Genomic DNA, 26,749 nt, shown 5'->3' with positions numbered 1-26,749 from the left:
TTTCACCCCTTTATAAAAAAGGGTGAAAGCTTCACTGTACCACCTTAATTTCATGCTTTTCTCACAAAAAGCATCTCTTTGGCTTACATATAAGTAAGTCAGACGATAACGAGTCTACCGTAACAACTGCTTTCACAATCGTTAATGCTCCAAGCTCATCTTCGTTTTTTATCGCTTCCGGTTTTCTCAACTACCAACCGTCTCTGTTCAAGCTAAATAAAACTACTCTTCTCTTCATAGCATTTTCTAATCATTGTTTAATGAAATGGTACCTGTTTTGAGCGATCTTTTCAAGAAGTTTATTAATGATAAAATCTCTATTTGGCTGGAACATAACACCAATTCCCAATCAAAATCCCTTATGCATAGTATTGTTTTCGTATGCTTACTTTCTACGAATATGTTTAAAAGTCCCGAAAAATATTTTAATTGTCTAAAAAAATATACAAAGCAACATTTTTTGCTTTGTATATTAATTGCATTATTGATAAGAAATTATCTAATTTTAACCTTCATTCAGACTTTCACCATTTGATGAAATAACCTTTTTATACCAATAAAAACTGTCTTTTTTCAAACGATTGCCAGTACCATTTCCTTCATTATCTAAATCAACATAAATGAAGCCATATCGCTTATCCATCTGGGCAGATGAACAGCTAACAATGTCAATAGGGCCCCAAGCACAATAACCAATTACTTGCGCACCATCATACATCGCCTTTTTTATTGCTAAGAGATGTTTCGTTACATAGTCAATTCTATAATCATCATGGATTTTACCATTTTCTACTTTATCGTACATACCGAAACCATTTTCAGCAATCAATAACTGTTTATGATATCTATCCCAATATTGTGACAAAGAATTATACAAACCTTGCGGATCAACTGCCCATCCCCACGGATTTGCTTTCAAATTAGGGTTTGGTGTTGTTGATGCAAGATCCATTGTATTTCTTTTAGAATCAACCATTTGAGAATAATAATATGATACAGCTAAATAATCCATTGTATTATCTCGTAATACTTCTTTATCATCTTCTGTAATAGTTAAGTTGATATTATTTTCTTTAAAATAATTCAATGCATATTGCGGATATTCTCCTTGAAACTGCACATCAGTAAAGAAATACTGCATGCGATTTCGTTTCATTGCTAAAATAATATCATCCGGTGCACAAGAATATGGATATGCTGTACAATCTGCAATCATGGTTCCAATCATCAAGTCAGGTCTAATAGATTTAGCATACTCATAGATTTTAGCACTAGCCACAAATTGGTTATGTACAGCCTGGAAACTAGCAGCACGATAATCATCAACTGTGTCGTATGCAATTGCTGTTGAATTAAATGGCTCAAGCTGGATCAAATTAATCTGATTGATTACAATCCAATACTTAACTTTATCTTTGTATCGATCTAAAATCACTTTGCCATACTTTACAAATAAATCAATCACATCACGATTATGCCACCCACCATGTTTCAAAGTTATCTCGATAGGGGTTTCATAATGAAGCATAGTAACAATCGGTTCCATGCCAAGACTAATAATTTTATCAATTAAATGATCATAATATTGTAATCCTGCTTCATTAGGTTCATTTTCTTCACCAGTAGGAAAAATTCTTGTCCAGTCAATTGATGTTCGAAATGATTTAAATCCCATATCAGCCAATAACTCTAGGTCTTCTGGATACTTATGATAAAAGTCAATACCGTGTCGTTTCGGATAGTAATTCTTTTTATCTTCAATATTCTCTTTCACCTGAGCCAAGGTCATTCCCTTTAGTTGCTCTTTATGAATTTCTTCATTTGATTTTTCTGGATAATAACGATGAACATCAGCTACACTAACGCCTTTATCGTCAATACCAAAGCCACCTTCTGCTTGATTAGCAGCAATTGCGCCTCCCCAAAGGAAGTCTTTTGGAAATTGGAAATCTTTGAACATAGTGCCCCCTACTCCTTAATAAATTTTTTGAATAATTTCACTAAATGCTCACCAATTAATATTTCACTTTGAGCTGTCATTAATGTATCCTGCGCATGACAAAATGGTGTAGAATAGCGAATTTGTTCACCAGAAGCTTCTAACTGTAACGTATCTGTTTGCAATCCATGTGCAATAACTACTTCTTCATGTGCCTTTTTAATTAGTTCTTCAGATTTTTGATAGTCATCTTGTTCCAATTGCGTTAATGCTTGAACAAGAAAGCTACGAGCATCACCAGCATGCACTAATATATTCATTGATAGTTGATTCAATTCATCATCTTCCAAAATAGTATCTCCTTTTTAAATCTTTATTCTATTAACCTTGTTCTGCTATCTCTTCTTTTAATAATGAATTATCATATGCCTTAAAGAATGGTAAAAATATTAACCATGTCACCACAAAAATAATAATTGCAATGATAATTGCACGCCAATCCTGTGTTGTTAGATAAGATGTTAATGGATATGGCACATACCACAATAAGAATGATTTTGTTGGTATACTTACGATCCCAAATGACATTACAAAGTAAACAATACTAGGTACAACGATGGCGTTGATCCACATAGGAATCATTAAATATGGGTTAAACGCTACCGGAGCACCGAACATTAATGGTTCATTAATATTAAAAATTGATGGTACAAATACTGCCTTACCAATTGCCTTTAGCTGGGCCGACTTACTTAATATCAACATCATTACTGCTAACGCTAGTGTCGTACCGACACCTCCCATAGAAGAAAAAGCATATAGGGTTTCTTGTGTGGCAATATTTGTTGCTTCTTGACCATTTGAAACTGCCTGCATATTCTCAGAAAGTCCTGCCATATATACTGGATAAAACGCTGGAAAAACTACCCAAGCAGAAATTCCAAAAGTATAGAAAAAACTGGAATAAATACAGATAACACAAATCCTGGATATGACTGTACGATAGCTGATAGCGGGCTAAAAACAGCAATAATAACATCAAAGAAGTCGATGTTAAATTGGAATGTAATTAACCAACCAATAATCAATATGACAGTTATCGGGATCAAACTATTAAACCAGCCAACAACAAAATCAGGTATTGCTGTATCTTCATCAAAAAGGGAATACTTAGATGCAAAATTCATGACAAAACTAACAAATAATCCTGTTATGATTGCTAAAAACATTCCTGCGGACCCAAAACGTGAAAGAATAAAAGTTACATCTCCTCCTTTTGAAAAAGATGGAAATAGCATCATCATGAACAAAACCAATCCAGTAGCACCTGAAATCAACTTTTGTTCGGCATGCTTCTTTTTTTCTAATAAATAATATGGTATTAAGAAAGATACAATTAGACCAAACATTCCAAAAGAAAAATCACTGATTTTTGAAAAATCAGGGATTCCAGGGAATATGTTATTTAACAAAGATACTACGGTTACTAATGATCCAACAAATACCAAGGGTAAAGCTGCCATAATTGCATCTTGAATTGAAGCAAACCAAGGATTCTTTACTACCTTATTAACCTTAGGAGCAAATGTCTCTGACATAAATGTCATTATTTTATTCATCATTTGCTTAATTCTCCAAATTCAAAATAAGTTCAAGTGCTGCATTACCATTAAGTGATCCATAAATTTTTTGAGGGATTACCAAAACTTCAATGTTTTTACCTTCTACCTGCTTTTTTAAATCATCTAACATGTATGACAAATGTGGCCCAACTAATAAATAATCAATTTCATCAATTCGATCATCCAATTGTGACTCACTTGCTGCTTTCACACTCAATTGTTCACCACTTTTTTTGCTGCTTTACGAATGGCTGCTGCCATAAACCCACTTGATGCCCCAGAACCACATACTAATAAAACATTCTTCATTTCCACAATCTCCTATAAATTAATAATAACAATTATAAATAGTTCGTATTTGTAATGCAAATAAAGTTTAAGAAACAAATCAATGAGCAAAACACGAACAATCATTCCAAATACTTTTAAAACTCATTTTATTAATAAATAGGTAACAACAATAAATGTTTATTAAAATAATTATTCCTTTAAAAACATGATAATTAAGCAGCATCAAACAGAAATTATAAACAAGGGAAAGGTGGAGTAATTACTGTGTAAAACCAAAAGGCCTGCCTCCGATTACACATCGAACACAGGCCTTAGATAATTAAAAATTATTTAAATGGCTAGCTTTTTTGTATGCCTTCACAATATAGAAATGCCCCTGAACTGTTAGCTGCCTAAACTTTCTTCTAATTGTGGAGGAAAATTCATTATTTTAATCTATTTAACCCAGTTAACTTTTCACGCAATTTATCATCAACCGCATAGATATATAATCCATGTACCCCACGTGTTAACAATACATTAACAACATTCCTCAAATATTTTTTGTTCTCAACAGTATTGTAAGTTCCCTTTATTTTACGAATCTTTTGATGATCCATTGATTTATCAGCATCAATATCAAGTGCATTGATTTCTTCATTCCATACTACAGATGGTCCCAGAATGACTCCTACGTAATTTAAATCGATACCTTGGACTGTAAAGTCACTTCCGACTTCATTAAGGCTACTATCAATCTCTTGCCAAGGAATTTGCTTTTTTGTGCGGCTTTTACTTCAGGTAGTTCTAAATTCCAAGGCATAACCTCATCCCCAAATGTTACATTCCAAAAAAGATTACCATCCTTTGGTCTTGAACCTTGTGAGTATTTCCAATCATAAGTAGCTACCATTCTACTTAAACCGTTATTTTGATTTTTTATTTCGATTGCTTTTCTAAATGCACTTGCATCATCAAAAAATTTAATCTCATAACCCTTGTCTTTTGGTGTAGTAACTAATGAATTTTTATCAAAATGTGCTAAACTTTGAATCCATTCAATTGTCTGTTGATTTGCATTAATGCGCCATTGTTTATCTAAATTAATCGTAATAGTCTTGTCACCATTCAAAATATCTACTAACTGATCATTATCTTCAACTTTTGATCGTGCCGAGACAAGTTGGTTAGGATCATAAATTAAAACCAATGTTTTAGCTAATTTATGTAATGCCATTAACTCTGGTTCCCATGTCTCTGATTTAGCACGACTGTAATTCCCACTCCACAATAAATGCGCTTCATCCACTAATAAAACATCAACTTTTTTGCCTTTATTAATAAATGTCGACACATCCATCACCACGTTTTGACCCATATTCAACTTTTTAGCAATTTGTTCATATGTTCGACGTTGTTGTTCATGCCGTACTAATAACGCCACTGAAGATTTATGAGTTGTTATACCATCAGTTTCTGTAACTTTTACTGGATTTTTCCAAAAATCATAGAATAGCTGTGACATCAATACTGTTTTTCCTGAACCAGCAAGACCTTCTATTTTAATAACTGCATTGTCACTTGTTTTATTCAAAGTCTCACTAATTTTTTGCGTAATTAATTCTTTCGCTTCTAACTGTTTTGGACTTAAAGACTTAAAGGGACTATTAGCAAACAAAGCCGAGTTATGTACTTCTGTTAAGCTAGATACAACATCTTTTTGTCTTAACTGCTCCCAAATTTCAGGAAAGACCGCTCCTCTATATGCATTTCGCTCATAAAAATCCAACGATAAGCCATTATTACGACCATTATAAATTTTAGAAAATCTTGGATCACCTAATAAGGAATCCATAAACATTTGCTCTAATTCTAAAGTTGCCGATTTATTAAACTTCGAATGGCCAACAATATACAAGGTTTCTTTTTTATTATCGGCATCAGCTTTAATTTCATTCAATTTATCATTACCTGCGTTTAAATGCTCATTTGTCCTTCTAACAATTGAACTAGCTTCACCCACATATGCTAGTTGTTTAATGCTATTCGTATATTTGTTACGCTGTTTTCCTACTCCCAAATATAACGTTGGAAAATTCATTAAGACTTCAGCATTTTCATATGCTTGAAACTCTTCTATTCCCTTCTTTGAATAATCAATTTCTTCAATCATTAGATTGTCATTACTTAAAAAACCAAACAACGATAAAATTTCCGTTGCATTAAGATCTAATATTTCAAAATACTTAGCGATCAAATTATTAGGTATTGCTCTTTTATTGTTTTCCCAATTCTGTATTGCCTGTCTTGTAACATTTAATCTATCAGCAACATCATCTTGAGTAAGTCCTAATACAATTCTTTTTGATTTTATTAAATTATATATTTCCATATTTTAATTATCGCAAAACAAAAAAATATACAAAGCAACAATATGTTGCTTTGTATATTAACTAAAAAGTTTATCGATATGCACTAAGCAAATTTTGTAACTCTGTTTGTGCCGCACCATCACCAGACAAAACAAAATCTTGGCCTGGTTGATAATCACTAGCTGTCCCATCATCATTATATTCACCAAAACCAGTAGTTAAACTAACTTGCCCGTCACTGGTTTTTAGCTCATATACTTTACCGTTATCACCAAGAATATATTTTGTAATTGGTTTACTCATGTCTGCCTTATCAGAATAACCACCCGCTGTTGATTCAACAACATCATTTTGACGCCCCGTTGAACCATCTTTCATCGTTAAAAATACGACACCACCAACAATATGAATAGGAAATGCTGTTGGCCCCGGATTATTCTCATCTTGCACCTGCATTTGTCCATCTGGTGTATTGGCGTACCAATCACCCCTTCCAGCTGCACCATGACCAAAATAATAGTCATTCACAGCCATATTCCCCATCGCCGCACGTTGATCAGCCCAATTTAAAAATGCTTCATTGACTGCCTGTTTTTGAGCATCGGTTAACGCAACTGATTCAGTTTCCGTCACTGACGACTGATTACTACTAACACTCGATATGCTAGACGATGAACTACCATTCGAACTTTCTTTATCTGTTTTATCGGTTGATGTCTTTTTATCAATGCCAGCTAATTTTTCAGACATTGATTTTGTCTTAGCTTGTTCTGTTTTTAATGCTTTATCTTGTGTCTGATGATAGCCATAAAATCCACCTATTCCAATACCAATTACTGCTATAACACCAATTACACCTACCCATAACCCCTTACTCATAATACTGATCCTCCCATATATTTTTATTCATAAATATTATAGCATTTTCTGTATAACCAACTTTGAAGGCTAAAAAAAGCTTCTAAGAAAAGTGTTCTCCTAGAAGCTCTAATTTTCAATAATATATGATCAATCAACTGCCTTTGATATTTTTTGACGTAACATTAACGCAAGACAAATACGCATACTGCGTCCATTTCCTTCGCAAATTTCTCCCACAAATTCATAAATATCTGAAAATAAATAATTATGAATGATTGCTAATCCATCAAATGTACCAATCGAAATATTATTTATTAGCCCAGCATCATATAATTGCTTTGCCTTACTTTTAGAATTTTTTTCTTCACAACGTGCAAGTTCTGCCGAATATTTTACATGCAATTCATTCTGTAAAACCATCGTTTAACTCTCTTTATGTTTGAACCCGTTACTTCTATTCTTTTATGGTTATTCAACTCGTATTTCACTTAATTAATATTTTTCCATCCCATCAACTTAATAGATAAAATTTCAATAGTAATTCGTGTTAATCCATCCAAAAATCGTGATTTTTTAGTTTATATTAAATTCGCTATCAGAATTACCAAATTTAATATTACCCATAATAGCATTTTTCAGCCATTATGAAACAACGCTTATCAATACAAAAAACTCCCAAGTCGGTAAAACCAACTTGAGAGTTATTTTTATATTCGGATCTTGAACAATCCCATAAAGTGTAATAAGTAAATATTAACGCTTTGAGAATTGTGAAGCCTTACGAGCTTTCTTAAGACCTGGCTTCTTACGTTCCTTCTTACGAGGGTCACGAGTAAGTAGACCGGCCTTCTTCAATGAAGCGCGGAAGTCAGGATCAACTGTCAATAGGGCACGGGCGATACCGTGACGGATTGCACCAGATTGACCTGAGAAACCTCCACCGTTAACGTTAACCAAAACGTCGTAGTTTCCTAGAGTTTCAGTAACGTTAAATGGTTGCACCATAACCTCACGCAAGTTAGCGAAAGGAATGTATTGTTCTGATGAAAGACCATTGATCGTAATGGCACCGTTACCAGGTACTAAACGTACACGGGCAACAGAGTTCTTACGACGGCCAGTTCCAGAGTATTGTACTTGAGCCATGATTAAACTATTCTCCTTTCGTTAAATTAAATAAGGTTGGTGATATCCAACACTTCAGGGTTTTGAGCTGCATGTGTGTGCTCTGAACCAGCAAACACGTGTAGCTTCAAAGCTTGTTGGTGACCAAGAGTACCCTTTGGCAACATACCTTGAACTGAAAGTTCGATCAAACGTTGTGGGTTCTTCTCGCGCAAGTCACCTGCTTGACGCATCTTCAAACCACCAGGGTGATTTGAGTGGTGGTAATAAATCTTATCAGTAGCTTTCTTACCAGTCAAAGCGATCTTACCAGCATTGATAACGATAACGTTATCACCAGTATCGATGTTTGGTGTGTAAGTAGGCTTGTTCTTACCACGCAAGATTGATGCTACGACAGTTGACAAACGTCCTAATGCAATATCAGTTGCATCAACGATGTACCACTTGCGATCGATCTCACCTGGCTTTGCCATATAAGTTGTACGCATGGAAAATTTCCTCCAGTTTTCTGTTTGTTTACTTTACCAATAATTAAAAAAGTCGTACCAGGACATTCCCATTTGCGGTTGGTAAACAATACCGAATACTATATTATCTCCTTTTAGATAAATAGTCAATGGAATGACCTTGACAACTTTGCCTTTTTTTAATATTTAACGTCCATTAGATATAATCCTTGCGCTGGTGCAGTAAATTGCGCTTGCTGCCGGTCTTTTACTGCAAATAAACGCTGAATATCATCGACTGGTCGAACACCATTACCAATCTCTAATAAGACACCAACCATAATGCGAATTTGGTTATATAAAAAACCATTTCCTGAAAATTCAAACCAAATTTCATCCTCTTCAGGTTTGAGCCACATTTTTGCAGAATACACCGTACGCACAGTCGTTTTTTGCTGGAAACCTGAGGCAACAAAGCTTAACCAATCATGCTCACCAACATAATCACCAATTGCTTGTTGCATAAGCTCTGGCTTCAAACGACGATGCCAATGGCCAGTATAATTACGCTTAAAGGGATCAATAAATTCAGTTGTTGAAAAACGGTAAAAATACGTTTTATCGTGGGCACTATATTGTGCATGGAAGTCTTCTGACACCTTTTCAACTTTTTTAATACCAATATCATATGGCAGCATCGTTGAGAGCCCTTTACGGACAGCCTCAACAGGAATGTCGAATGGTAAATCGAAATGGGCCACTTGCCCTTTAGCGTGTACACGTGCGTCGGTACGCCCTGATCCTTGTACCCGAATATGCTCGGTTGGATTTTTCGCCATTTTATTAACGACTAATTCCATTTCAGCTTGCACTGTCCGTTTATTTGGTTGGACTTGCCAACCATAAAAATCCGTCCCATCATAAGCAATGGTCGCTTTATAACGTGGCATATTTCATCCTTTCTACATCATCCAACGCGTTGCAATTAAAACAACTGTAAAGACGATAAAACCAATAATGGCGACTGTATCTTGTCGATGCCATGTAAGGACACGATATTTCGTTCGTTGATCACCACCACGATAACCACGTGCCTCCATTGCATCCCCCAACTCAATTGCTCGTTTAATTGCATTCACAAACAACGGAATCAAAAGTGGCACGAATGACTTAATACGGGTCATTAAGCTACCTTCGTTAAATCTAACACCACGTGCGCGTTGTGCATTCATAATACTTTGTGCTTCATCCATTAGTGTGGGTACAAAACGCAAAGCAATTGATAGCATTAAAGCCAACTCAGAAACAGGCAATCCCATTTTTTTAAATGGCTTCAACAAACTTTCCATCCCATCGGCAACAGCAAGTGGTTGTGTTGTTAAAGTTAAGATCGTTGAAAACATGATAATGAGCATAAAACGAACAAAGACAACAATACTGTTAACAACACCATCAACAGTAATTTTAATAAACCACCAATGAATAAGCACATCACCTGTTTGTACGAAGAATAGTTGGAATAGCGTTGTAATGAGCATCAATAAAATTAAGGGTCTAACACCGCGAATAAAAACTCCGACACCTAGCCCAGTCAACATGATTGCCAATAAGGTAAAAATCGTTGCAACCGCATAGCCAATCACATTATTGGCAAAGAAAATCACGAAAATAAAAGCAATACTCAAAACGAGCTTAGTCCGTGCATCTAACCGGTGGATCCAGGAATCACCAGGCATATAACGACCAATAATCATATTACTAAACATGATTTGCCTCCCCTTTTAGCTGAGTAGCTAACTGATCAGCTAGTTGATCGATATCCAACACATCATGTAATTGCACACCTTTTTGGGACAATGCATCAGCAAATTGTTTAGCTGCTGGCACGTCCAACTGCTTTTCACGCAACCAGGCCTCATCAGCAAAAATAATTGCTGGTGTCCCCGCCTTAACCACCGTACCGTGTTCAAAAACAACAACATGATCAGCATATTGTGCAACATATTCCATTTGATGCGTAATCAATACGACCGTCATTTTCTTTTCTATTTGTAAATCAGTAAACAACTGCATTAATTCCTGTTGTCCTTTTGGATCTAAGCCAGCCGTTGGCTCGTCTAAAATCAACAAATCAGGCGACATCGCAATGACACCGGCAATCGCTACACGGCGCATCTGACCACCAGATAGTTCAAACGGTGAACGTTCATATAATTCACGTGCAATTCCTACTTTTTCTAAAGCCACTTCAGCTGATGCCTTAGCAACTGCTTCAGAAGCACCAAAATTTTTAGGACCAAACATAACATCTTTTAGAACTGTTTGTTCAAACAATTGCGCTTCAGGGAATTGGAAAACTAAGCCAATATGCGCGCGCACTTCATTTAATGCTTTTAACTTTGTTTCCGCAGTAATCACTTGATTCCCAATTGTAATAGTCCCGGTTGTTGGCAACACCAGTCCATCTAAATTTTGCACCATGGTTGATTTACCTGAACCGGTATGTCCAATCACAGCGGTAAATTGACCTTCTGGAATATCAAAAGATACATCATGAAGCCCCGGTGTTGCAAACGGCGTATTAGGCTGATAAGTAAAGCCTACTTGGTTGAAATTGATTGCCATAACCACGTCACCAATCCTTCCGTTGTCAAATATTCATCAGGAACCGTAATTCCCCGCTGTCGTAATTTTTCTTTCAATTGTTCTGCGAATGGCACGGCTAAACCAAACCGACGTAATTGATCTGCATTTGCAAAAATTTCTGACGGTAAACCAGTTTCAATTAATTCACCATCATTGATGACCATGACGCGATCAGCACTCGCTGCTTCATCAATGTCATGGGTAATCGAAATGACAGTTAATTCATCCCCCATCCGTGCTTTTAAATCACGAACTAATGCAATCATTTCACGACGGCCTTTAGGATCTAACATAGCTGTTGCCTCATCTAAAATCAGAATCTTTGGCGCTAGTGCCAAAACTGACGCAATTGCAACCCGCTGTTTTTGACCACCTGATAGCCGAGCTGGCTCACGATCAGCAAAAGGCATCATTTGTACTTCAGTCAGTGCAGCGTCAACTCGCTTCATCATTATTTCACGAGGAACACTACGATTTTCCATCCCAAAAGCCACGTCATCTGCAACCGTTGCCCCGACAAACTGATTATCAGGATTTTGAAAGACCATGCCAACCATGTCACGAATGACCCACATGTTTTCTTCGTTGGCAACAACATCATTAATTTTAATTTCACCTTTGGTAGGTGCTAATAAATAGTTTAGTAATTTTGCAAAAGTTGATTTACCAGACCCATTATGCCCGATAACTGCCACCCATTCACCTTGATTAATAGTTAGTGACAAATCATGCAAAGCCAGGACATCACTATTTGGATATGCGTAATCTACATGCGACAACGATATAATTGGCGTCATGTTAGCGCCTCCTTTTTGTTTTCTCATAACTATTATCATAACAAATTAATAACCAATATGCTTTGAAATGTGTCATTTCATCTTATTTTATCAAGCATTATTTCGTTTGACACGCGATATTGCCACGACTAAAATGAAATTATTAATCAATCGTTTTTAACTAGGCTTATTCCTAGTTCACAAGGAGACCATAATGTCAGAAATTAATCTTAGCCGTTCAGCAGATTATCGCAATGTTACCGACTTTTATAAAGGTAAAACAGATGACGAAATTCGTACTGCCCTTGATATGCAACGTGGTGAGATGGTTTCAATCATGCAAAATCTAAGTCACGACTTTAATAAAGCATCTGCTGTTCGTAATAGTAACGCATTTGGTATGCGTAAACTTATTTTTTTGAATCCCGAAAACCCTGCCATTCCAGATGCTAAAGAAGGCATTAAAAAATGGGACCGGCGCGGCTCACTTGGCACTCAAAACTATGAACATATTGAACACCATCGCATTATTGATTATCCTGCTATTTTTAAGCAATTACACCAAGAAGGATATACAATTTACGCAATTGATAATACGCCAGGTTACGACCCACAATCATTATATGACGTCCAATTCCCTGCTAAATCAGCATTCTTATTTGGTGAAGAAAAACTTGGCCTAGCTGATGACTTGATTGCTGCCGCTGACGAAATGGTATACATCCCCCAATACGGCAGTGTGCGTTCTATTAATGTCGGCGTTGCCCATGGTGTTATTGCCGCATTCTATGCATCACAACATCAACCACATGCCTAACAAAAGGAGTGCGAGACAAAAGTCGTTTTGAAGCCAGTGTGTCACGTGGTTGACGTAATTTTTGGTCGTAGCAACGCGAAAGGACAAGGATTGCGTTAATTACGTGACGTTGCGGATTCAGACTTTTGGAACGCGTTTATGTCATAAAACTTACAGGCTTATAATTAATGTATTTTGATCTAAAAAGAGGCTGGGACATTTTTTTGTCCCAACCTCTTATTTTTTATAATTTATTATTTACGCATATCGTTGTAACGTGAACGAGCCTTACCGTACCATGTGTTAGCCAAAGTACGTTCTATCACTGGTGTTACCCAGTAGTCTAATCCAATTGTACGACCAGCACCGTTCATCAATGCTAGAGATGCAAATGGAATCAACAAGGCAGCAACACTCACACCTGATCCGGCAAATACCATTACCAAACCAAAGATGAAGCCGATGAATGCTGACAATGAAGTCAACAAACCAAAGGCTAGCAACCAACCAATAATTGTGGCAAGGACACCAGCACCACCACCAAGAGATGCCCCTAGTGAAATCCAAGTAATTCCCATAACAATACGCAAAGGCACTGCCCACAAAACGTTACCAACACGTGACGTCCAACCAAAGAATGGGTTACGTCCGTTTGGTGTACGGAAGAATTCATCCAATGAGTATTGGAACATGTGGTACCCACTTGTAATTTGAAGGAAGAAGTAGAAGTTAATGATGTGCTTGAACATGTTAGCGATGAAACCAGTCACAGGAACACCATCCTTACCAAGCTTCATGTTACCAAGTTGTTGTACAACACCAACCGTGTAGTGTGAACCAATTGATACGGCATAACCTTGGTAGTGACCCTTAAATTCATGACGGTCGCCAGTTTGGCCAGTAACATCATAAACAACGTTAGGGACAACTGTATTGGCAGCTGATTCTCCACCTTCAACAGTTTGTGGTGTCCAACCAGCACGTGGATTATCAGGATCTGCCAATGCAGGTTCTTGATAAGCAGCCACGTCACCAGCAACATAGATATCTTTTTCACCCAAAGCACGTGAATACTCGTCGGCCAAGAAACGACCACCAGGGCCTTGTTGCAAGCCCCACTTAGCACCTTGTGGCTTAGCCTTAACACCGGCAGTCCATACCAAAGTTTCAGTAGGAACTTCTGTACCATCCTTTAATAGAGCAGCATGTTCCTTAACTTCAACAACACCGGCTGATTTACGTAACGTGATGCCATGGTTAATCATGTATTGCTCACCCTTATCAGCCAACTTACGGTCTGAAAGCATGTTCAAAATCGTTGGGACAGCTTCAATAACTTCCAACTTGATTTCTGATTCATCCAAGTTATTATCACGCGCCAATTCACGACGTTGTTCAATCAATTCACCAGCTAATTCAACACCAGTAAATCCTGATCCAACAACTGCAATTGTTAACTTAGCAGCACGGAGCTTTGGATCTGACTCCATGGCACCTTCGCGAATAACATTTTCGATATGTGCACGAAGCTTAACAGCTTCTTCAAATGACCACAATGTGTATCCGTATTCTTCAACACCTGGTGTACCAAACGTATTCGTTGTACCACCAGTAGCGATAACTAGCTTTTCATATGTAAATTCACCTTCAGATGTCTTAACAACCTTTGCAGTCTTGTCGATATCTTCAACATTTGCCGTGACAATTTTCACATTCGATTGGTGCTTAAATAGCGTACCTAAATCAAATTGAACGTGTTTAGGTTCAACACGCTTGGTAGCAACTTCATGCAATTCAGTCATATAAGTCATAAATGAATGACGATCAATCAAAACGATTTGATAATCAGTATTCTTTAACTTTTTAGCTAACTTACGAGCAGCAAATACTCCAGAAAAGCCAGCTCCTAGTACAACAATGTTCTTACTAGACATTTAAAAATTCTCCTCAATAAAAATTTCTACAACACAAATAAATTTATAAACCTAACGATACATTGTATCGTTGAAAAGCTTATTTGTAAATATTATCACTTAACCTTAAATACAGTTTGCCCAAGATTCAATATTTCACCAAGTCCATTATAGCAACTTTAAAGAAAACAATCACAAATTAGTCATATTTTTTTAAATATTTTTGAAACTGTGCATACAAAAAAGCACATTAACTAGGTTAATTCCTAATTAATGTACTTATACAATGCTTATTTTGCTAACATACCATCGTGAATTTTATCGATATTCCACTTTACCATATCGTAATAAGTGTCACCTTGTGTACCCTTTTTAGCCAAAGAATCAGTATAAATCTTTGAATAAATTGGTAGGTTCGTTTCTTTTGATACTTGTTTCATTGATTTTGGTGAAACTGAACTTTCCACAAACAATGATTTTACATCCGAATCATTAATTTTCGCAAACACTTGCTTCATTTGCTCTGGTGTACCTTGTGCTTCAGTATTAATTTCCCAGATAAAAGCTGGTGTAATGCCGTATGCTTTTGAGAAATATTTAAAAGCACCTTCTGATGTTACAAGTAAACGTTGTGCAACCGGAATATCCGCAAATTTATTTTGTGCTTCATTGTGCAGAGCTTGTAATTTCTTCACATAAGCATCTGTACGTTCTTGATACGCCTTGGCGTGTTTAGGATCTTTGTCTTGTAGTACGCGACTAATCAACTTTACATATTTAACCCCGTTGCTCAAGTCTAGCCAAGCATGTGGATCAGTTTCATCTTCCTTACCTGATTCAGTTAGATACATTGGCTTAACATTTTTAGATGCTGCAAAAACTTCTTTATTATCACGTTTATTAGCCGTCTTCGTTAATTTATTAAACCAACCGCTACCACCAGTTTCCAAATTCAACCCGTTATGGAATAATACATCTGCTTCAGTCGCAGCAGCAATATCATTAGTCGTTGGATCATACTCATGCGGATCAGTTCCACGCTTCACGATACTGTATACATCAACATCCTTACCACCAACTTGTTCAACCATATCTTCTAAAATTGAATTGGTCGTCACAACTCGCAATTCATCACTTTTAGTATTAGTCTGTTCATGACGATTTTTCACAAAGGCTACAACGCTTCCACCAGCTACTAAAATAATTAGTAAGGCGATACTAATCTTCTTTAACATTTTTCACTCCTAGTTTAGTAATAAATCCTTGCTTTGGTGCAATAATAAATGACAATAGAAATATTATTGCTGCAACTAATACAATTGCTGGTCCAGATGCCCAGTTCATTGTATACGACAAATACAAACCAATAATGGAAGCAATAGCACCGATCGTCGATGACAAGGCTAACATATAAACCAGGCGATTTGTCCATAAAAAGGCTGTCGCAGCCGGCGTGATTAACATCGCCACAATTAAGATAATACCAACGGTTTGTAATGCTGACACCGTAACCAATGTCAAAATAATCATCAAACCATAGTGAATGATACTTGTATTCAAACCATATGATTTAGCAAAAACTTCATCAAACGATGTGATTTGTAATTCTTTAAATAGAGTAACAACAAAAAGAATCACGATTGCTAATACAATGACTGTCGACACTAAATCTTTATCTGATACGGCTAAGACGTTTCCGAATAAAATGTGATGTAAGTTCGTTGATGATTCAGCCATCGAAATCAAAATAAAACCTAAAGCAAAAAATGCCGAAAAAACAATGCCAATAGCAGTATCGTTCTTTAACTTACTATTTGCAGCAACAAATCCAATCAACAAGGCAGCAATTACACCAAAGACAGTAGCACCAATTAATAGATTAACACCTAACATGTATGCGACTGCTACTCCTGGTAAAACAGAATGTGAGATAGCATCTCCCATTAATGACATACCACGTAAGATAATAAAACTACCAATAATACCGGACATAATTCCAACCATAATGGCAGCAATCAATGCGCTCTGTAAAAAATTATAATGTCCTAATGCATGCATAAATTCTACAATACTAGCCATTTTAACCACCTGCTATCTTATTGAACAACACGGCACTCAAATCAGCAGAAAAGGCTTGTTGCATATTCTCCTGTGTATAAACCGTTGCAACGGGACCATGCGCAATAATACCGTGATTCATGATTAATAAATCATCAAAGTACGCTGCGACCTTATTCAAATCATGGTGAACGACAATAATAGATTTACCGTCGTCACGCCACCCACGTAATACGTTCATGATTTCCTCTTCGGATTTCATATCAATTCCGACGAATGGTTCATCTAAGATAACAACGTCTGCCTGTTGGACAATTGCGCGTGCCACAAATACTCGCTGTAATTGGCCACCTGATAATTCACCAATTTGGCGATGTTCAAACTCAGATAAATTAACCTGTTTTAATGCATTTCGTGCGGCTTCTTTTTCCTCACGACCAGGGCTTTTGAATAATCCTAACTTACCATACGTGCCGGTTAGAACCACCTCAAAAACGCTGATTGGAAAGGTTAAGTCAAGTGCAGCACGCTGTTCAACGTATGCAATCTTTTGCCGTACGCGATTAACTGCAACCCCATCTAATGTTGTCTGACCCGAATGACGAACAAGCCCTAGTGCTCCTTTGATAAGGGTTGACTTTCCTGCCCCATTTGGTCCAATAATCCCAGTAATTTTACCAGGTGAAAACTTAACCGATAAATCCTTAAATACAGGCACATTGCTGTAAGCGACTGTTAGGTCGTTGATTTGCAGCATAAATATGTCTCCTATTCTATTTTTTGTTGTCGTTAAAAATATTTTTTCATAACACAACTCTTTAATCATAATAAATTTCATCAAACTAATCAATATGTTTTATTAAATGAAAAACATTTGTAACCATGTATCGATTTTGTAAAGAAAAATTTTACGAACTATTAATTTGCGTATAAAAAAACAACCAATATATTTTCATATTAGTTGTCGATTTTAAAATTATTTAATTAGTTCTTGATAAGTTTGCCGTGATAATTTTTCAATTAAATCAATACCACTCTGTTCAGATACATCACCATTGGTTAACACAGCAATAACATAATCAACCTTTTTTGTCTTAATGTGTCCTAAACTATTCACCATCCAGCCATCGTCATCATCTGGTAACCAACCGTTTTTTAGTGAAACTTCAGCATTTTCAGGTACTCCGGCACTAACACCCCACGCTTGATCATCATCAATTTGGCTCATCAAACTTTGTACATAGCGTTGTGAATCCCTAGACAACACATCACTTTTATAAAAAATATGACGTAATAATTTAATTTGATCTGGTGCTGTTGTTGTTGAGTACCCCCACGCCGCAGAGTTCATCTGTGAATCATTCATATCTAACTTTTCAAAAAGATTATCTGGTGCTTGATAGCCTCCCATTTGATACAACAAATTAGTTGTTGCATCATTGTCACTAGCTGTAATCATGCTATTAGCTAATTCTTTTTCATTATCATTTAAATCAGTCTGTGAATGTTCATGTTCCAATAACAATTCACCTAACACAGACACTTTCACAGCACTTGCCGTTATAAACTTATTTGTTTGACTATGCCGTGTTGTGATTAACTTTTGTTTCTTATTATCATAAATTGCAACGTCAACGTTGACTCTTTGTCCTTTTAATGTTTTCTGCCATGATTGTTTTAAATTTTTTTCATGATTGATAATGCCTAATTTAGGCGCAACTGTATCCACAATTTTCTCACGCTGCGTCCACAATAACGCACCTAAAGCAATTGTCACAATACCAACAATCAACATTGCTAATCTTTTAGATTTAACAATTTTTGCATTTTGGTTATTTTGACGTAACCCTCTTTGATTTTTATTTTTCATAACTAATAGTATACGATATTAATCCACAAATAAGCCAACGAATTTATTTGAAATAATTAACATGTGACTTAACATTTATAAAATAATGAGTACAAAAAAAGCTACTTGTGTAACACAAGTAGCTTTTTAGTCATTTCTGACTTTTTATCTAAAGACCGAATTACTTTACAGTAACAACGGCACCAGCTTCTTCAAGCTTTGCCTTCAAGTCGTTAGCTTCGTCTTCTGAAAGACCTTCCTTGATAACTGAAGGTGCATCGTCAACAAGACCCTTAGCGTCCTTCAATCCCAAACCAGTTGCTTCGCGAACTGCCTTGATAACCTTAACCTTAGCTGAACCAGCTGAAGTCAATTCAACGTCAAATTCAGTCTTAGCAGCGGCGTCACCACCAGCTGCACCAGCTGCTGCAACAGGGGCAGCGGCTGAAACACCAAACTCTTCTTCAATAGCTGAAACCAAGTCAGCCAAGTCCATAATCGTAGCTTCCTTCAATGAAGCAATGATTGAATCCTTATCAAATGCCATGATAAATAATCTCCTCTTAATATTTGCGTTAATTGCAAGTTTAATTTGTGGGCAATGCCCGTTTAAGATGCGAAACTAAGCGGATGCTTAGGCTTCTGCCTCTTCCTTTGAATCTGATACAGCTTTAACTGCATAGGCAAAGTTGCGAACAGGTGCTTGCAATGTTGACAACAACATTGATAGCAAACCGTCGCGGTCTGGCAATGAAGCGTACTTATTGATATCTTCAATAGTTACGACATTACCATCGATGAATCCACCCTTGATTTCCAAGGCTTCGATTTCATCAGCATACTTCTTTAATACGCGGGCTGGTGCGATTGCATCATCATTTGAAAATGCAACAGCTGAAGGACCAGCAAACAAGTCGTTCATTTCAGAAAAGTCAGCAGCTTCAGCAGCGCGAACCAAGACTTTGTTCTTGATAACACGTAGTTCAACACCTTCTCCACGTAATTCAGCACGCAAGTTGTTTGATTGCTCAACAGTCAATCCACGCACGTCTGCAACAACAGCAGACGTTGCGTTCTTAAACTTGTCAGCAACTTCGGCAACTTGTTGTGCTTTAACAGCAATGGTTTCTTCACTCATGGTATATTGTTCCTCCTGTTTAGATTTTGATTCTTACCAAAAACCCCCAGTACATGCTGCACCGGGGGTCAAAAGTCGCTTTCGCGTTTTTCACTTCCTCGGCGGGATATTAAGTCTTACGACACCTGCGTCTTAGGTAGAATCGATTTATTACTTCAACTACTTTAACAGGTAGTCGAGGAAGTGTCAACATTCACTTACTATTTTAGTAAAATCTAATTATAGTGAAGCGATGTCAATGTTCACAGCAGGACCAAATGTTGAAGCGATTGATACGTGTTGTACGTATGTTCCCTTAACAGCGGCTGGACGTGAACGCAAGATAACATTAGCCAATGATTGGATGTTTCCTGCAAGCTTATCAGCATCAAATGATACCTTACCAACTGGTACAGCAACGTTTCCGTCACGATCAGTACGGTAAGTAACCTTACCTGACTTAGCTTCTGAAACGGCCTTTGTAACATCAAATGTTACAGTACCCGTCTTAGGGTTAGGCATCAAGCCCTTAGGTCCCAAGACACGTCCAACACGTCCAACTTGAGCCATCATATCTGGTGTTGCAACAGCAACATCAAAGTCTAGCCATCCACCTTGGATACGTTGTACCAAGTCAGCGGCACCAACAACGTCAGCACCAGCTGCTTCAGCTTCTTTAGCCTTATCACCTTGAGCAAAGACAACAACAGTTTGGTCTTTACCAGTACCGTTAGGCAAAACAACGGCACCACGCAATTGTTGATCAGCTTGACGCGTATCAACGTTTAGGTTAAATGCAATTTCAACAGTTGCATCAAACTTGGCAAAGTCAATGTCCTTTACCAATGCAGCAGCTTCTTCAACAGTGTATAACTTAGCACTGTCAACTTTTTCAGCGGCTGCTATATAATTCTTACCATACTTAGCCATGGTAGCTATTCCTCCTTGCAAATGCGGTCAAACGGTCATCGACCTCCCGCTTGATCTTGCTTAGTTTCCTACGCGATCCGTACGTTACTTGTTATTAGCCTTCAACAGTGAAGCCCATTGAACGAGCAGTACCTTCAATCATGCGAACAGCTGCATCTACATCAGCTGCGTTTAGATCTTGCATCTTAGTTTCTGCAATTTCACGTACTTGTGCTGCAGTAACTGTTGCGACCTTCTTCGTGTTAGGCTCACCAGAACCCTTTTCAACACCAGCGGCCTTCTTCAAAAGAACAGCTGCTGGAGGAGTCTTGGTAACGAACTCGAATGAACGATCTTCATAGACAGTAATAACTACAGGGATTAACAAACCACCTTGATCGGCAGTGCGAGCATTAAACTCCTTTGTGAATCCCATGATGTTAACACCAGCTTGACCCAAAGCAGGTCCAACTGGAGGTGCAGGTGTAGCCTTACCGGCTGGAATCTGCAACTTAACAATACTTGAAACTTTCTTAGCCACGATTGTTTCCTCCTTCGTGTTTGTGGTGTAAATGGCGCGTTTCGATTTACGCCTCCCACATATGCATCTAGTAACAACACATACTAGATTATAATAACAAAACTCTTACGACTTGGCAAGGCAAGTGTTTGATTTTATTTAACTGGCTTAATATCGTTAAATGAAATTTGTGTTGGTGTGTCACGACCAAAGATATTAATCAATACTGTAACTTCTTGATGTTCCTCGTCCACAGCAGTAACGGCTGCACCTTCTTGGCCAGCGAAACTACCGGCAATAACATCAACTAGATTGCCAACTGCAATATCCAAATGTTCAACTTTGCGTTCAACAATATTCATACGAGCTAACATATCATCCACTTCTTCAGGAAGCAAGGGTACTGGCTTAGAACCTCCACCGTGAGATCCCAAGAATCCTGTAACACCTGGTGTATTACGAACAACATACCAAGCTTCGTCAGTCATAATCATCTCTACCAAAGCATAGCCAGGAAAATCATTTTCTTTAATAATCTTCGTTTCACCGTCTTTTTCAACTTCGACTTCTTGTTCTGGTACCAAGACACGGAAAATATAATCCGTCATCCCCATTGTTTCAATACGTGATTCCAAATTTGACTTTACACGATTTTCATATCCTGCATATGTATGCAAAACGTACCATTGATTATCAAATGACTCAGTTGCCATGATTGCCTCCTCAGACTGATTGACCTATTTTTTTGTAAATTAAAAACCCTCATAATTGAGGGTTTTATCTGCTAATTCATACTGATAGTATAGCGCATTTTGTTTACTTAGACAACCAAGTAATCCCTTGCTCAAATACCCAATCAGCTGCACCAAAAATTAATGCAAATGCTAAGCCAGTTATAACAACAATCGTTGTATTATGAATATTTTCGCTAAATGTTGGCCAAGTTACTTGATGCATTTCATCAATAACACCTGAAATAAATTTCATCATATTACTCCTGCTAAATACTTACATTGTCTCACGATGTAAAGTGTGTGCATCGCAATACTTGCAATACTTTTTAACTTGTAAGCGGTCTGCACGGGTTGGCTTTTTAGTTACCATATAATTACGCGAACCACAAACACTACATGCTAAAGCGACTTTCTTCACTGCCATATGGCGTTACCGCTCTTTCTATATTTAATTTTATGACTAAAAGTGTAGCACTTTTACCCTTAAACAGCTAGTGTTTTCTTATCTCATCATTATAAAATAGTTGCCACTTGCGCCGAACACCATAACACCATGACCGTGAACGATTGATTGCTTTAGCGGCCTCTGCCATACCATAACCTTGGATAAGTAAGTATGCTAATTCACGTTCTTTACCCGGCAATGTTAAATACCATTCAATAATAATTGTTAGCCATTCATTAACCGTTGGTTCATATGGTGCAACCGCTTGTTTAACCTCATATGGTGCAACCGTTTCTTTTAAAATAGGAACCTGCATATCAAGTACCCGATACTCATTACGCCATAATTGGACAACGTGTGTCTGCAACGATCGTTGATAATAGATTGTTAATGCAGCCCATGCTTGGTTGCGCAATAAACGTAGCGTTTTATGCAACACAACCCGACACTCTTGTTGCCAGTCATTTGGCTGCGGTCGTACCCGTTGCTGCGAATACATTTTCCAAACAAGACCTTCAAACTGCATGAAAATTTGCTCAAAAGCTTGTTCATCCCCGGCCTGTGCCCTAATAATTAATTCTGCTTGTTTTACATCCACCGCTTCATCCCCATTTCTTACTAATGTAAGAAAATCATATGGTGATTCAGCGTCGTTGCCAAAATTATGTCAGAAATTTCAGATGATTTATCGGGCATTATGCCATTGCATGCACTATTTTATGATAATGGATTACGACTATTATATCCTTGATAAATTAACAAACTAGCTGCTACTGAAGCATTTAAACTTTGCACATGTCCAATCATCGGAATCGTCAACGTTTCATCAACTGATTTTTTAAGTAGTGGTGAAATCCCCTTACCCTCATTACCAATGATTAATGCCGTTGCTCCTTTAGCATCCCAGCGGCGGTAGTCTTTACCATTCATATCAGTACCAAAGACCCAAACACCACGTTCTTTTAATTGTTCAACGGTTTGCACTAAATTCGTTACTCGTGCAACTGGAACGTGTTCAATGGCCCCGGTTGATGTCTTAGCAACAACTGACGTTAATTGTACTGCGCGCCGTTTTGGAATAATAATACCATGGACGCCCGCTGCATCTGCTGTTCGCATGATTGACCCTAAGTTATGTGGATCTTCAATTGAATCAAGTACTAAAAAGAATGGTGCTTCATCTTTTTGAGCAGCTTTAGCAAACAAATCATCAATAGAGGCATATGCATATGCTGCAATTGATAACACAACACCTTGATGGTTTTGACCATTCGTTAATTCATCAAGTTTCGCTTTGGGAGCCTCTTGAATGATCAAGCCACGTTTCTTAGCCAAACCACTGATTTCATTACGTGCTTTATCTGCTAAGCCATTTTGTAACCAAACTTTATTTATTTCGGTTGTTCCTTTTAGCGCTTCAACTGCAGCATGATGCCCAAATACAAATTCAACTTGATCATCAACTGGTTGACTAGCTTGTTTAGCAGGATGCTGACGACGTTGCTTTGCTGGTTTATGATCAGCTTGTCGTTTGTTATTTTGTTGTCCCATGATTTACTGTTCGCCCACTTTCCACTTGTATATAAATCCATGAAATTATTTCTTCCAAGCGTTTTGTTTGACCACTTGCACCTAAATAACCCATCACTGCCTCAAAGCCGGTTGAAATACGATACGTCACGACGTCGGTGTTTTTGGCCTTCGTATGTGAATTCGCATTCCGCCCACGCTTAAAATACTTTTGCTCTGTTTCAGTATAAATGCCATCTGCTTCAATTAATGCATATAATGCAGCATGCGCCTTGGCTGAAACATACTTTGTCGATTCACGTTGTAACTTTGCTGGTTTGGTAATACCCTTTGCTAGTAGATGTTGGCGAATATATACTTCATACACCGCATCCCCATAATAAGCCAAATCCAAGCCATTTAATTGTTCATAATTTATCTTCTCATTCATGCTTATTATCATACCATTTTATCGCAAAAATTTGGATAGTAAGTATTAGTAAACATTTTTTAGGCAAGTGTTTGATGCCATTCTTGAATCATCTGCAGCTCAGCAGGCGTAATTTTCCCTGCCTGTTGCGCAACTTGAATTAAGCTAGAAAAATTAGTTAATGATGCAAAACTAGTTTGAGCTGCTGCAAAATTTTCTACTGCTGCTGGCAATTCGTAAGAAAAAATTGACACGACACCAATAACATCCCCTGCTTCTGCACGAGTTGCTTTAACTGCCCCAAGTACTGAACCACCAGTTGAAATCAAATCATCAATGAGCACCACTTTTTGTTGTGCCGGCAAAGCACCCTCAATTTGCTTGCCGGTACCGTGATCTTTTGGCTTTGCTCGCACATAAATCAACGGCAAATTCATAGCTTGCGCTACCCAAGCCGCATGGGGAATACCGGCTGTCGCAACTCCCCCAATGGCCTGAACGTCTGGATATTGTGCTTTAATCAAATCAATTAATCCTGCAATCACGATTCCACGTTCTTTCGGAAATGAAATAATTTTACGATTATCTGTATAAATGGGACTTTTAATGCCTGATGCCCATGTAAAAGGATCCTGTGGCTGTAATTTCACTGCTTCAATGTCTAATAATGCCTGGGCAACCTGGTTTTGATAGTTTGTCATATTTACTCCTCACTAAATGCTTCTATTATTTGTTCATAAGCAGCAACTGGATTAGGCGCTTGGGTAATTGAACGTCCCACCACAATGCCATTGGCACCGTTTTTACGTGCCTGTTGCGGTGTCATAATTCGACTTTGATCGCCCTTGGCATCCCCTTGTAAACGAATTCCGGGTGTAATTGATAAAAATGCGTCACTAGTCGCTTGATGAATCATTGGTGTTTCGAAAGCAGATGAAATAACACCTGCCATGCCTACTTGCTTTGCCACTTGCGCTAAATGAACCACCGATTCATCCAATGATACAGCCAACTGTTGGGTTGCCTGTAACTCATCTGGCGTAAACGATGTCAATTGGGTAATTGCTAGTAATTTCGTTGTTTGGTTAGCTGCGCCAATTGCTGACTTAGCCGCCGCTAACATTTTCTCACCACCAGCTGCGTGCAAAGTTAAGTAATCAATACCTAAGCGCGCTAAATTTTTAGTAGCTTGCCCCACAGTATGTGGGATATCGTATAACTTTAAATCTAAAAAGACTGTATATCCGCGTTGCTTTAACTCAGTCACAAACTGCGGTCCTTCACGATAAAATAGTTCCATACCAACTTTGACTGCTAATGATTGCTGAGCTGGAAACTGTGCTAAAAATACCCAGGTTGTTTTAGCATCGGCAAAATCTAAGGCGATAAACACCGGCTTATTTTCAATCATAACGACTCCTTTGTGCTGATTACTTTTCTTTAGACTTAGCCCATGCATCTTCATCAGTAGGCAATGGATGTAGTGCATATGTAACGTCAGCTGCTGTTTCAAAATGATACTTATCAAGGGCTGCTGGTAACTGTTTAATCAACTTTGGCAAAAAGAGCGAATCTTCTTTATTCATAATTCCAACTTGAACTGCTGATGCGCCTGCTAACATTAATTCAAGGGCGTCGTCAATCGTCACCCCACCAACTCCAATGATTGGAATGTCCACAACCGAGGCTGCTTCCCAAATAAATTCCACAGCTAACGGATGAATCGCTTCTCCTGATAAACCACCTTTACCACGGTACAAACGAACTGAGCGCGCCATTAAGTCTAAACTCATCCCAACCAAGGTATTCACCATCGTTAACCCATCTGCACCTGCTTTTTGCGCTGCAATCGCTAATGGTTTAATATCAGTAACATTTGGTGATAATTTTGCATACACGGCTTTGGTTGTAACTGCACGTACAGCACTAACAGCAGCTGTAATCCCGGTAGTTGAAACACCAAATGCTCGCCCACCCTCATCAACATTTGGGCATGAAAGATTTAACTCGATGGCACTAATACTTGGTATTTGATCAATGATGGTCGCTAATTCAGTAAACTCAGCAATTGTTTCCCCAGAAATTGATAACATTTGCGGTAGATTTGGTAATTTTTCAGCTAACTTTGGTAAGTAGTCTGCTTTAACAGCAGCAATACCTGGGTTTGCCAATCCAACTGAATTTAACACACCCGCTTTCGTTTGAATAATCCAAGGTTGTGGGTTACCTTTGCGTGGATGCATTGTCGTTGTTTTTAATACTAAAGCACCTAATTCATTTAAATCAAAGTCATCAATGTGATCCAGGCCATAGTAGAATGAACCTGATGAAGGCATAAATGGATTTTTCAATTCTAAACCAGGTAATGACACAGCATAACGATTGTTATTCATGGGAAGCTTCTCCTTT

The 26,749-nt window shown here is 37.7% G+C and carries 31 protein-coding genes, 2 pseudogenes and 2 other annotated features; of the genes and pseudogenes, 1 reads left to right on the top strand and 32 read right to left on the bottom strand.

Annotated elements, in window-relative coordinates:
• Nucleotides 1-15 precede the first annotated feature (15 nt).
• Nucleotides 16-247: a binding site (T-box leader), on the bottom strand.
• A gap of 258 nt (nucleotides 248-505) precedes the next feature.
• The 14 genes and pseudogenes from FFM61_RS01900 to FFM61_RS01835 form a co-directional block, all read right to left on the bottom strand.
• Nucleotides 506-1,960 carry a glycoside hydrolase family 1 protein gene (locus tag FFM61_RS01900; protein WP_074426838.1) on the bottom strand — a complete coding sequence of 485 codons (1,455 nt, stop codon included), beginning with the start codon at nucleotides 1,958-1,960 and terminating at the stop codon, nucleotides 506-508.
• A gap of 8 nt (nucleotides 1,961-1,968) precedes the next feature.
• A complete protein-coding gene (locus FFM61_RS01895) occupies nucleotides 1,969-2,292 on the bottom strand; it encodes a PTS sugar transporter subunit IIA (protein ID WP_218020853.1) in 324 nt (107 codons plus the stop codon).
• A gap of 28 nt (nucleotides 2,293-2,320) precedes the next feature.
• Nucleotides 2,321-3,558, bottom strand: a pseudogene (locus FFM61_RS01890) (PTS sugar transporter subunit IIC).
• 7 nt (nucleotides 3,559-3,565) lie between these two features.
• Nucleotides 3,566-3,870 (bottom strand): annotated as a pseudogene (locus FFM61_RS01885) (PTS sugar transporter subunit IIB).
• A gap of 407 nt (nucleotides 3,871-4,277) precedes the next feature.
• Nucleotides 4,278-4,589 (bottom strand): DNA/RNA helicase domain-containing protein, encoded by a 312-nt coding sequence (locus FFM61_RS09175; RefSeq protein ID WP_255313602.1) that lies wholly within the window; start codon nucleotides 4,587-4,589, stop codon nucleotides 4,278-4,280.
• Entirely contained in the window at nucleotides 4,532-6,223 is a 1,692-nt protein-coding gene (locus FFM61_RS01875) for a DNA/RNA helicase domain-containing protein (RefSeq protein ID WP_074426837.1), read from the bottom strand. Before FFM61_RS01875 ends, FFM61_RS09175 begins: the two co-directional genes overlap by 58 nt.
• A gap of 70 nt (nucleotides 6,224-6,293) precedes the next feature.
• On the bottom strand, nucleotides 6,294-7,082 hold the full coding sequence (locus FFM61_RS01870) for a hypothetical protein (RefSeq protein ID WP_074426836.1): 789 nt from the start codon (nucleotides 7,080-7,082) through the stop codon (nucleotides 6,294-6,296).
• Between the two features lie 129 nt (nucleotides 7,083-7,211).
• Complete coding sequence (locus FFM61_RS01865; protein ID WP_074426835.1) at nucleotides 7,212-7,484, bottom strand: hypothetical protein; 273 nt, start codon at nucleotides 7,482-7,484, stop codon at nucleotides 7,212-7,214.
• 333 nt (nucleotides 7,485-7,817) lie between these two features.
• Complete coding sequence (gene rpsI / locus FFM61_RS01860) at nucleotides 7,818-8,210, bottom strand: 30S ribosomal protein S9 (protein ID WP_042491785.1); 393 nt, start codon at nucleotides 8,208-8,210, stop codon at nucleotides 7,818-7,820.
• A gap of 26 nt (nucleotides 8,211-8,236) precedes the next feature.
• Nucleotides 8,237-8,680, bottom strand: coding sequence for a 50S ribosomal protein L13 (gene rplM, locus FFM61_RS01855; RefSeq protein WP_042491786.1), 444 nt, complete (start codon nucleotides 8,678-8,680; stop codon nucleotides 8,237-8,239).
• A gap of 158 nt (nucleotides 8,681-8,838) precedes the next feature.
• Entirely contained in the window at nucleotides 8,839-9,588 is a 750-nt protein-coding gene (gene truA / locus FFM61_RS01850; protein ID WP_074426834.1) for a tRNA pseudouridine(38-40) synthase TruA, read from the bottom strand.
• Nucleotides 9,589-9,600: 12 nt separating this feature from the next.
• On the bottom strand, nucleotides 9,601-10,404 hold the full coding sequence (locus tag FFM61_RS01845) for an energy-coupling factor transporter transmembrane component T family protein (protein ID WP_074426833.1): 804 nt from the start codon (nucleotides 10,402-10,404) through the stop codon (nucleotides 9,601-9,603).
• Complete coding sequence (locus FFM61_RS01840; RefSeq protein ID WP_074426832.1) at nucleotides 10,397-11,263, bottom strand: energy-coupling factor transporter ATPase; 867 nt, start codon at nucleotides 11,261-11,263, stop codon at nucleotides 10,397-10,399. The genes FFM61_RS01845 and FFM61_RS01840 overlap by 8 nt, the downstream gene beginning before the upstream one ends.
• Nucleotides 11,239-12,081: an energy-coupling factor ABC transporter ATP-binding protein gene (locus FFM61_RS01835; protein ID WP_074426831.1), complete on the bottom strand. Its 843-nt coding sequence runs from the start codon at nucleotides 12,079-12,081 to the stop codon at nucleotides 11,239-11,241. The genes FFM61_RS01840 and FFM61_RS01835 overlap by 25 nt, the downstream gene beginning before the upstream one ends.
• 193 nt (nucleotides 12,082-12,274) lie before the next feature.
• Here FFM61_RS01835 and FFM61_RS01830 point away from each other — a divergent pair, with 193 nt between their 5' ends.
• A complete protein-coding gene (locus tag FFM61_RS01830; RefSeq protein WP_074426830.1) occupies nucleotides 12,275-12,877 on the top strand; it encodes a TrmH family RNA methyltransferase in 603 nt (200 codons plus the stop codon).
• Nucleotides 12,878-13,110: 233 nt separating this feature from the next.
• Here FFM61_RS01830 and FFM61_RS01825 read toward each other — a convergent pair whose 3' ends face one another.
• The 18 genes from FFM61_RS01825 to FFM61_RS01740 all read right to left on the bottom strand — a co-directional run bounded on the left by FFM61_RS01825 (nucleotide 13,111) and on the right by FFM61_RS01740 (nucleotide 26,733).
• Nucleotides 13,111-14,790, bottom strand: a complete 1,680-nt coding sequence (locus FFM61_RS01825; protein WP_074426829.1) for an NAD(P)/FAD-dependent oxidoreductase — start codon at nucleotides 14,788-14,790, stop codon at nucleotides 13,111-13,113.
• A 269-nt stretch (nucleotides 14,791-15,059) separates the two neighbouring features.
• On the bottom strand, nucleotides 15,060-16,004 hold the full coding sequence (locus tag FFM61_RS01820; protein WP_074426828.1) for a metal ABC transporter solute-binding protein, Zn/Mn family: 945 nt from the start codon (nucleotides 16,002-16,004) through the stop codon (nucleotides 15,060-15,062).
• The gene (locus tag FFM61_RS01815; RefSeq protein ID WP_074426827.1) at nucleotides 15,988-16,848 is read right to left on the bottom strand and encodes a metal ABC transporter permease; all 861 of its coding nucleotides are present in this window, start codon (nucleotides 16,846-16,848) and stop codon (nucleotides 15,988-15,990) included. Before FFM61_RS01815 ends, FFM61_RS01820 begins: the two co-directional genes overlap by 17 nt.
• 1 nt (nucleotide 16,849) lies before the next feature.
• Complete coding sequence (locus tag FFM61_RS01810) at nucleotides 16,850-17,584, bottom strand: metal ABC transporter ATP-binding protein (RefSeq protein ID WP_074426826.1); 735 nt, start codon at nucleotides 17,582-17,584, stop codon at nucleotides 16,850-16,852.
• A gap of 219 nt (nucleotides 17,585-17,803) precedes the next feature.
• On the bottom strand, nucleotides 17,804-18,697 hold the full coding sequence (locus FFM61_RS01805; protein WP_083194395.1) for a serine hydrolase: 894 nt from the start codon (nucleotides 18,695-18,697) through the stop codon (nucleotides 17,804-17,806).
• Between the two features lie 160 nt (nucleotides 18,698-18,857).
• Nucleotides 18,858-19,223: a 50S ribosomal protein L7/L12 gene (gene rplL / locus FFM61_RS01800; RefSeq protein WP_074426825.1), complete on the bottom strand. Its 366-nt coding sequence runs from the start codon at nucleotides 19,221-19,223 to the stop codon at nucleotides 18,858-18,860.
• Nucleotides 19,224-19,310: 87 nt separating this feature from the next.
• A complete protein-coding gene (gene rplJ / locus FFM61_RS01795) occupies nucleotides 19,311-19,814 on the bottom strand; it encodes a 50S ribosomal protein L10 (protein WP_074426824.1) in 504 nt (167 codons plus the stop codon).
• A 28-nt stretch (nucleotides 19,815-19,842) separates the two neighbouring features.
• Nucleotides 19,843-19,969: a sequence feature (ribosomal protein L10 leader region), on the bottom strand.
• Between the two features lie 64 nt (nucleotides 19,970-20,033).
• Complete coding sequence (rplA, locus tag FFM61_RS01790; protein WP_074426823.1) at nucleotides 20,034-20,723, bottom strand: 50S ribosomal protein L1; 690 nt, start codon at nucleotides 20,721-20,723, stop codon at nucleotides 20,034-20,036.
• Between the two features lie 94 nt (nucleotides 20,724-20,817).
• Nucleotides 20,818-21,243 carry a 50S ribosomal protein L11 gene (gene rplK / locus FFM61_RS01785; protein WP_042491805.1) on the bottom strand — a complete coding sequence of 142 codons (426 nt, stop codon included), beginning with the start codon at nucleotides 21,241-21,243 and terminating at the stop codon, nucleotides 20,818-20,820.
• A 134-nt stretch (nucleotides 21,244-21,377) separates the two neighbouring features.
• Nucleotides 21,378-21,935, bottom strand: a complete 558-nt coding sequence (gene nusG, locus FFM61_RS01780) for a transcription termination/antitermination protein NusG (protein WP_074426822.1) — start codon at nucleotides 21,933-21,935, stop codon at nucleotides 21,378-21,380.
• 103 nt (nucleotides 21,936-22,038) lie between these two features.
• Nucleotides 22,039-22,212, bottom strand: a complete 174-nt coding sequence (gene secE / locus FFM61_RS01775) for a preprotein translocase subunit SecE (RefSeq protein ID WP_240005952.1) — start codon at nucleotides 22,210-22,212, stop codon at nucleotides 22,039-22,041.
• Between the two features lie 18 nt (nucleotides 22,213-22,230).
• Complete coding sequence (gene rpmG / locus FFM61_RS01770) at nucleotides 22,231-22,380, bottom strand: 50S ribosomal protein L33 (RefSeq protein ID WP_074426820.1); 150 nt, start codon at nucleotides 22,378-22,380, stop codon at nucleotides 22,231-22,233.
• 67 nt (nucleotides 22,381-22,447) lie between these two features.
• Nucleotides 22,448-22,999, bottom strand: coding sequence for an RNA polymerase sigma factor (locus tag FFM61_RS01765; RefSeq protein ID WP_074426819.1), 552 nt, complete (start codon nucleotides 22,997-22,999; stop codon nucleotides 22,448-22,450).
• Nucleotides 23,000-23,118: 119 nt separating this feature from the next.
• Nucleotides 23,119-23,952, bottom strand: a complete 834-nt coding sequence (rlmB, locus tag FFM61_RS01760; protein ID WP_074426818.1) for a 23S rRNA (guanosine(2251)-2'-O)-methyltransferase RlmB — start codon at nucleotides 23,950-23,952, stop codon at nucleotides 23,119-23,121.
• Nucleotides 23,936-24,361 (bottom strand): Mini-ribonuclease 3, encoded by a 426-nt coding sequence (locus FFM61_RS01755; RefSeq protein ID WP_074426817.1) that lies wholly within the window; start codon nucleotides 24,359-24,361, stop codon nucleotides 23,936-23,938. Before FFM61_RS01755 ends, rlmB begins: the two co-directional genes overlap by 17 nt.
• A gap of 59 nt (nucleotides 24,362-24,420) precedes the next feature.
• The gene (gene pyrE, locus FFM61_RS01750; RefSeq protein WP_074426816.1) at nucleotides 24,421-25,041 is read right to left on the bottom strand and encodes an orotate phosphoribosyltransferase; all 621 of its coding nucleotides are present in this window, start codon (nucleotides 25,039-25,041) and stop codon (nucleotides 24,421-24,423) included.
• A gap of 2 nt (nucleotides 25,042-25,043) precedes the next feature.
• The gene (gene pyrF, locus FFM61_RS01745; protein ID WP_074426815.1) at nucleotides 25,044-25,751 is read right to left on the bottom strand and encodes an orotidine-5'-phosphate decarboxylase; all 708 of its coding nucleotides are present in this window, start codon (nucleotides 25,749-25,751) and stop codon (nucleotides 25,044-25,046) included.
• A gap of 19 nt (nucleotides 25,752-25,770) precedes the next feature.
• Complete coding sequence (locus tag FFM61_RS01740) at nucleotides 25,771-26,733, bottom strand: dihydroorotate dehydrogenase (RefSeq protein ID WP_137604592.1); 963 nt, start codon at nucleotides 26,731-26,733, stop codon at nucleotides 25,771-25,773.
• Nucleotides 26,734-26,749 lie beyond the last annotated feature (16 nt).

The organism is Weissella hellenica (assembly GCF_005405545.1).
In the GTDB taxonomy this organism is placed as follows: Bacteria; Bacillota; Bacilli; order Lactobacillales; family Lactobacillaceae; genus Weissella; species Weissella hellenica.
Note: the sequence above shows the minus strand (reverse complement) of the source record. Positions and strands in the feature narration are given on the sequence as shown.

What these genes read in the sequence shown, in the direction of transcription:
- FFM61_RS01870 (WP_074426836.1), bottom strand. Translation starts at nt 7,082, where the DNA reads ATGAGTAAGGGGTTATGGGTAGGTGTAATTGGTGTTATAGCAGTAATT.
- FFM61_RS01845 (WP_074426833.1), bottom strand. Translation starts at nt 10,404, where the DNA reads ATGTTTAGTAATATGATTATTGGTCGTTATATGCCTGGTGATTCCTGG.
- FFM61_RS01815 (WP_074426827.1), bottom strand. Translation starts at nt 16,848, where the DNA reads ATGGCTAGTATTGTAGAATTTATGCATGCATTAGGACATTATAATTTT.
- secE (WP_240005952.1), bottom strand. Translation starts at nt 22,212, where the DNA reads ATGATGAAATTTATTTCAGGTGTTATTGATGAAATGCATCAAGTAACT.
- pyrE (WP_074426816.1), bottom strand. Translation starts at nt 25,041, where the DNA reads ATGACAAACTATCAAAACCAGGTTGCCCAGGCATTATTAGACATTGAA.
- nusG (WP_074426822.1), bottom strand. Translation starts at nt 21,935, where the DNA reads ATGGCAACTGAGTCATTTGATAATCAATGGTACGTTTTGCATACATAT.
- rpmG (WP_074426820.1), bottom strand. Translation starts at nt 22,380, where the DNA reads ATGGCAGTGAAGAAAGTCGCTTTAGCATGTAGTGTTTGTGGTTCGCGT.
- FFM61_RS01900 (WP_074426838.1), bottom strand. Translation starts at nt 1,960, where the DNA reads ATGTTCAAAGATTTCCAATTTCCAAAAGACTTCCTTTGGGGAGGCGCA.
- FFM61_RS01805 (WP_083194395.1), bottom strand. Translation starts at nt 18,697, where the DNA reads ATGAAAAATAAAAATCAAAGAGGGTTACGTCAAAATAACCAAAATGCA.
- FFM61_RS01865 (WP_074426835.1), bottom strand. Translation starts at nt 7,484, where the DNA reads ATGGTTTTACAGAATGAATTGCATGTAAAATATTCGGCAGAACTTGCA.
- rplM (WP_042491786.1), bottom strand. Translation starts at nt 8,680, where the DNA reads ATGCGTACAACTTATATGGCAAAGCCAGGTGAGATCGATCGCAAGTGG.
- FFM61_RS01875 (WP_074426837.1), bottom strand. Translation starts at nt 6,223, where the DNA reads ATGGAAATATATAATTTAATAAAATCAAAAAGAATTGTATTAGGACTT.
- FFM61_RS01740 (WP_137604592.1), bottom strand. Translation starts at nt 26,733, where the DNA reads ATGAATAACAATCGTTATGCTGTGTCATTACCTGGTTTAGAATTGAAA.
- FFM61_RS01825 (WP_074426829.1), bottom strand. Translation starts at nt 14,790, where the DNA reads ATGTCTAGTAAGAACATTGTTGTACTAGGAGCTGGCTTTTCTGGAGTA.
- FFM61_RS01830 (WP_074426830.1), top strand. Translation starts at nt 12,275, where the DNA reads ATGTCAGAAATTAATCTTAGCCGTTCAGCAGATTATCGCAATGTTACC.
- pyrF (WP_074426815.1), bottom strand. Translation starts at nt 25,751, where the DNA reads ATGATTGAAAATAAGCCGGTGTTTATCGCCTTAGATTTTGCCGATGCT.
- rplJ (WP_074426824.1), bottom strand. Translation starts at nt 19,814, where the DNA reads ATGAGTGAAGAAACCATTGCTGTTAAAGCACAACAAGTTGCCGAAGTT.
- FFM61_RS01810 (WP_074426826.1), bottom strand. Translation starts at nt 17,584, where the DNA reads ATGCTGCAAATCAACGACCTAACAGTCGCTTACAGCAATGTGCCTGTA.
- rlmB (WP_074426818.1), bottom strand. Translation starts at nt 23,952, where the DNA reads ATGGGACAACAAAATAACAAACGACAAGCTGATCATAAACCAGCAAAG.
- rplA (WP_074426823.1), bottom strand. Translation starts at nt 20,723, where the DNA reads ATGGCTAAGTATGGTAAGAATTATATAGCAGCCGCTGAAAAAGTTGAC.
- FFM61_RS01840 (WP_074426832.1), bottom strand. Translation starts at nt 11,263, where the DNA reads ATGGCAATCAATTTCAACCAAGTAGGCTTTACTTATCAGCCTAATACG.
- rpsI (WP_042491785.1), bottom strand. Translation starts at nt 8,210, where the DNA reads ATGGCTCAAGTACAATACTCTGGAACTGGCCGTCGTAAGAACTCTGTT.
- FFM61_RS01820 (WP_074426828.1), bottom strand. Translation starts at nt 16,004, where the DNA reads ATGTTAAAGAAGATTAGTATCGCCTTACTAATTATTTTAGTAGCTGGT.
- rplL (WP_074426825.1), bottom strand. Translation starts at nt 19,223, where the DNA reads ATGGCATTTGATAAGGATTCAATCATTGCTTCATTGAAGGAAGCTACG.
- FFM61_RS01755 (WP_074426817.1), bottom strand. Translation starts at nt 24,361, where the DNA reads ATGAATGAGAAGATAAATTATGAACAATTAAATGGCTTGGATTTGGCT.
- FFM61_RS01835 (WP_074426831.1), bottom strand. Translation starts at nt 12,081, where the DNA reads ATGACGCCAATTATATCGTTGTCGCATGTAGATTACGCATATCCAAAT.
- truA (WP_074426834.1), bottom strand. Translation starts at nt 9,588, where the DNA reads ATGCCACGTTATAAAGCGACCATTGCTTATGATGGGACGGATTTTTAT.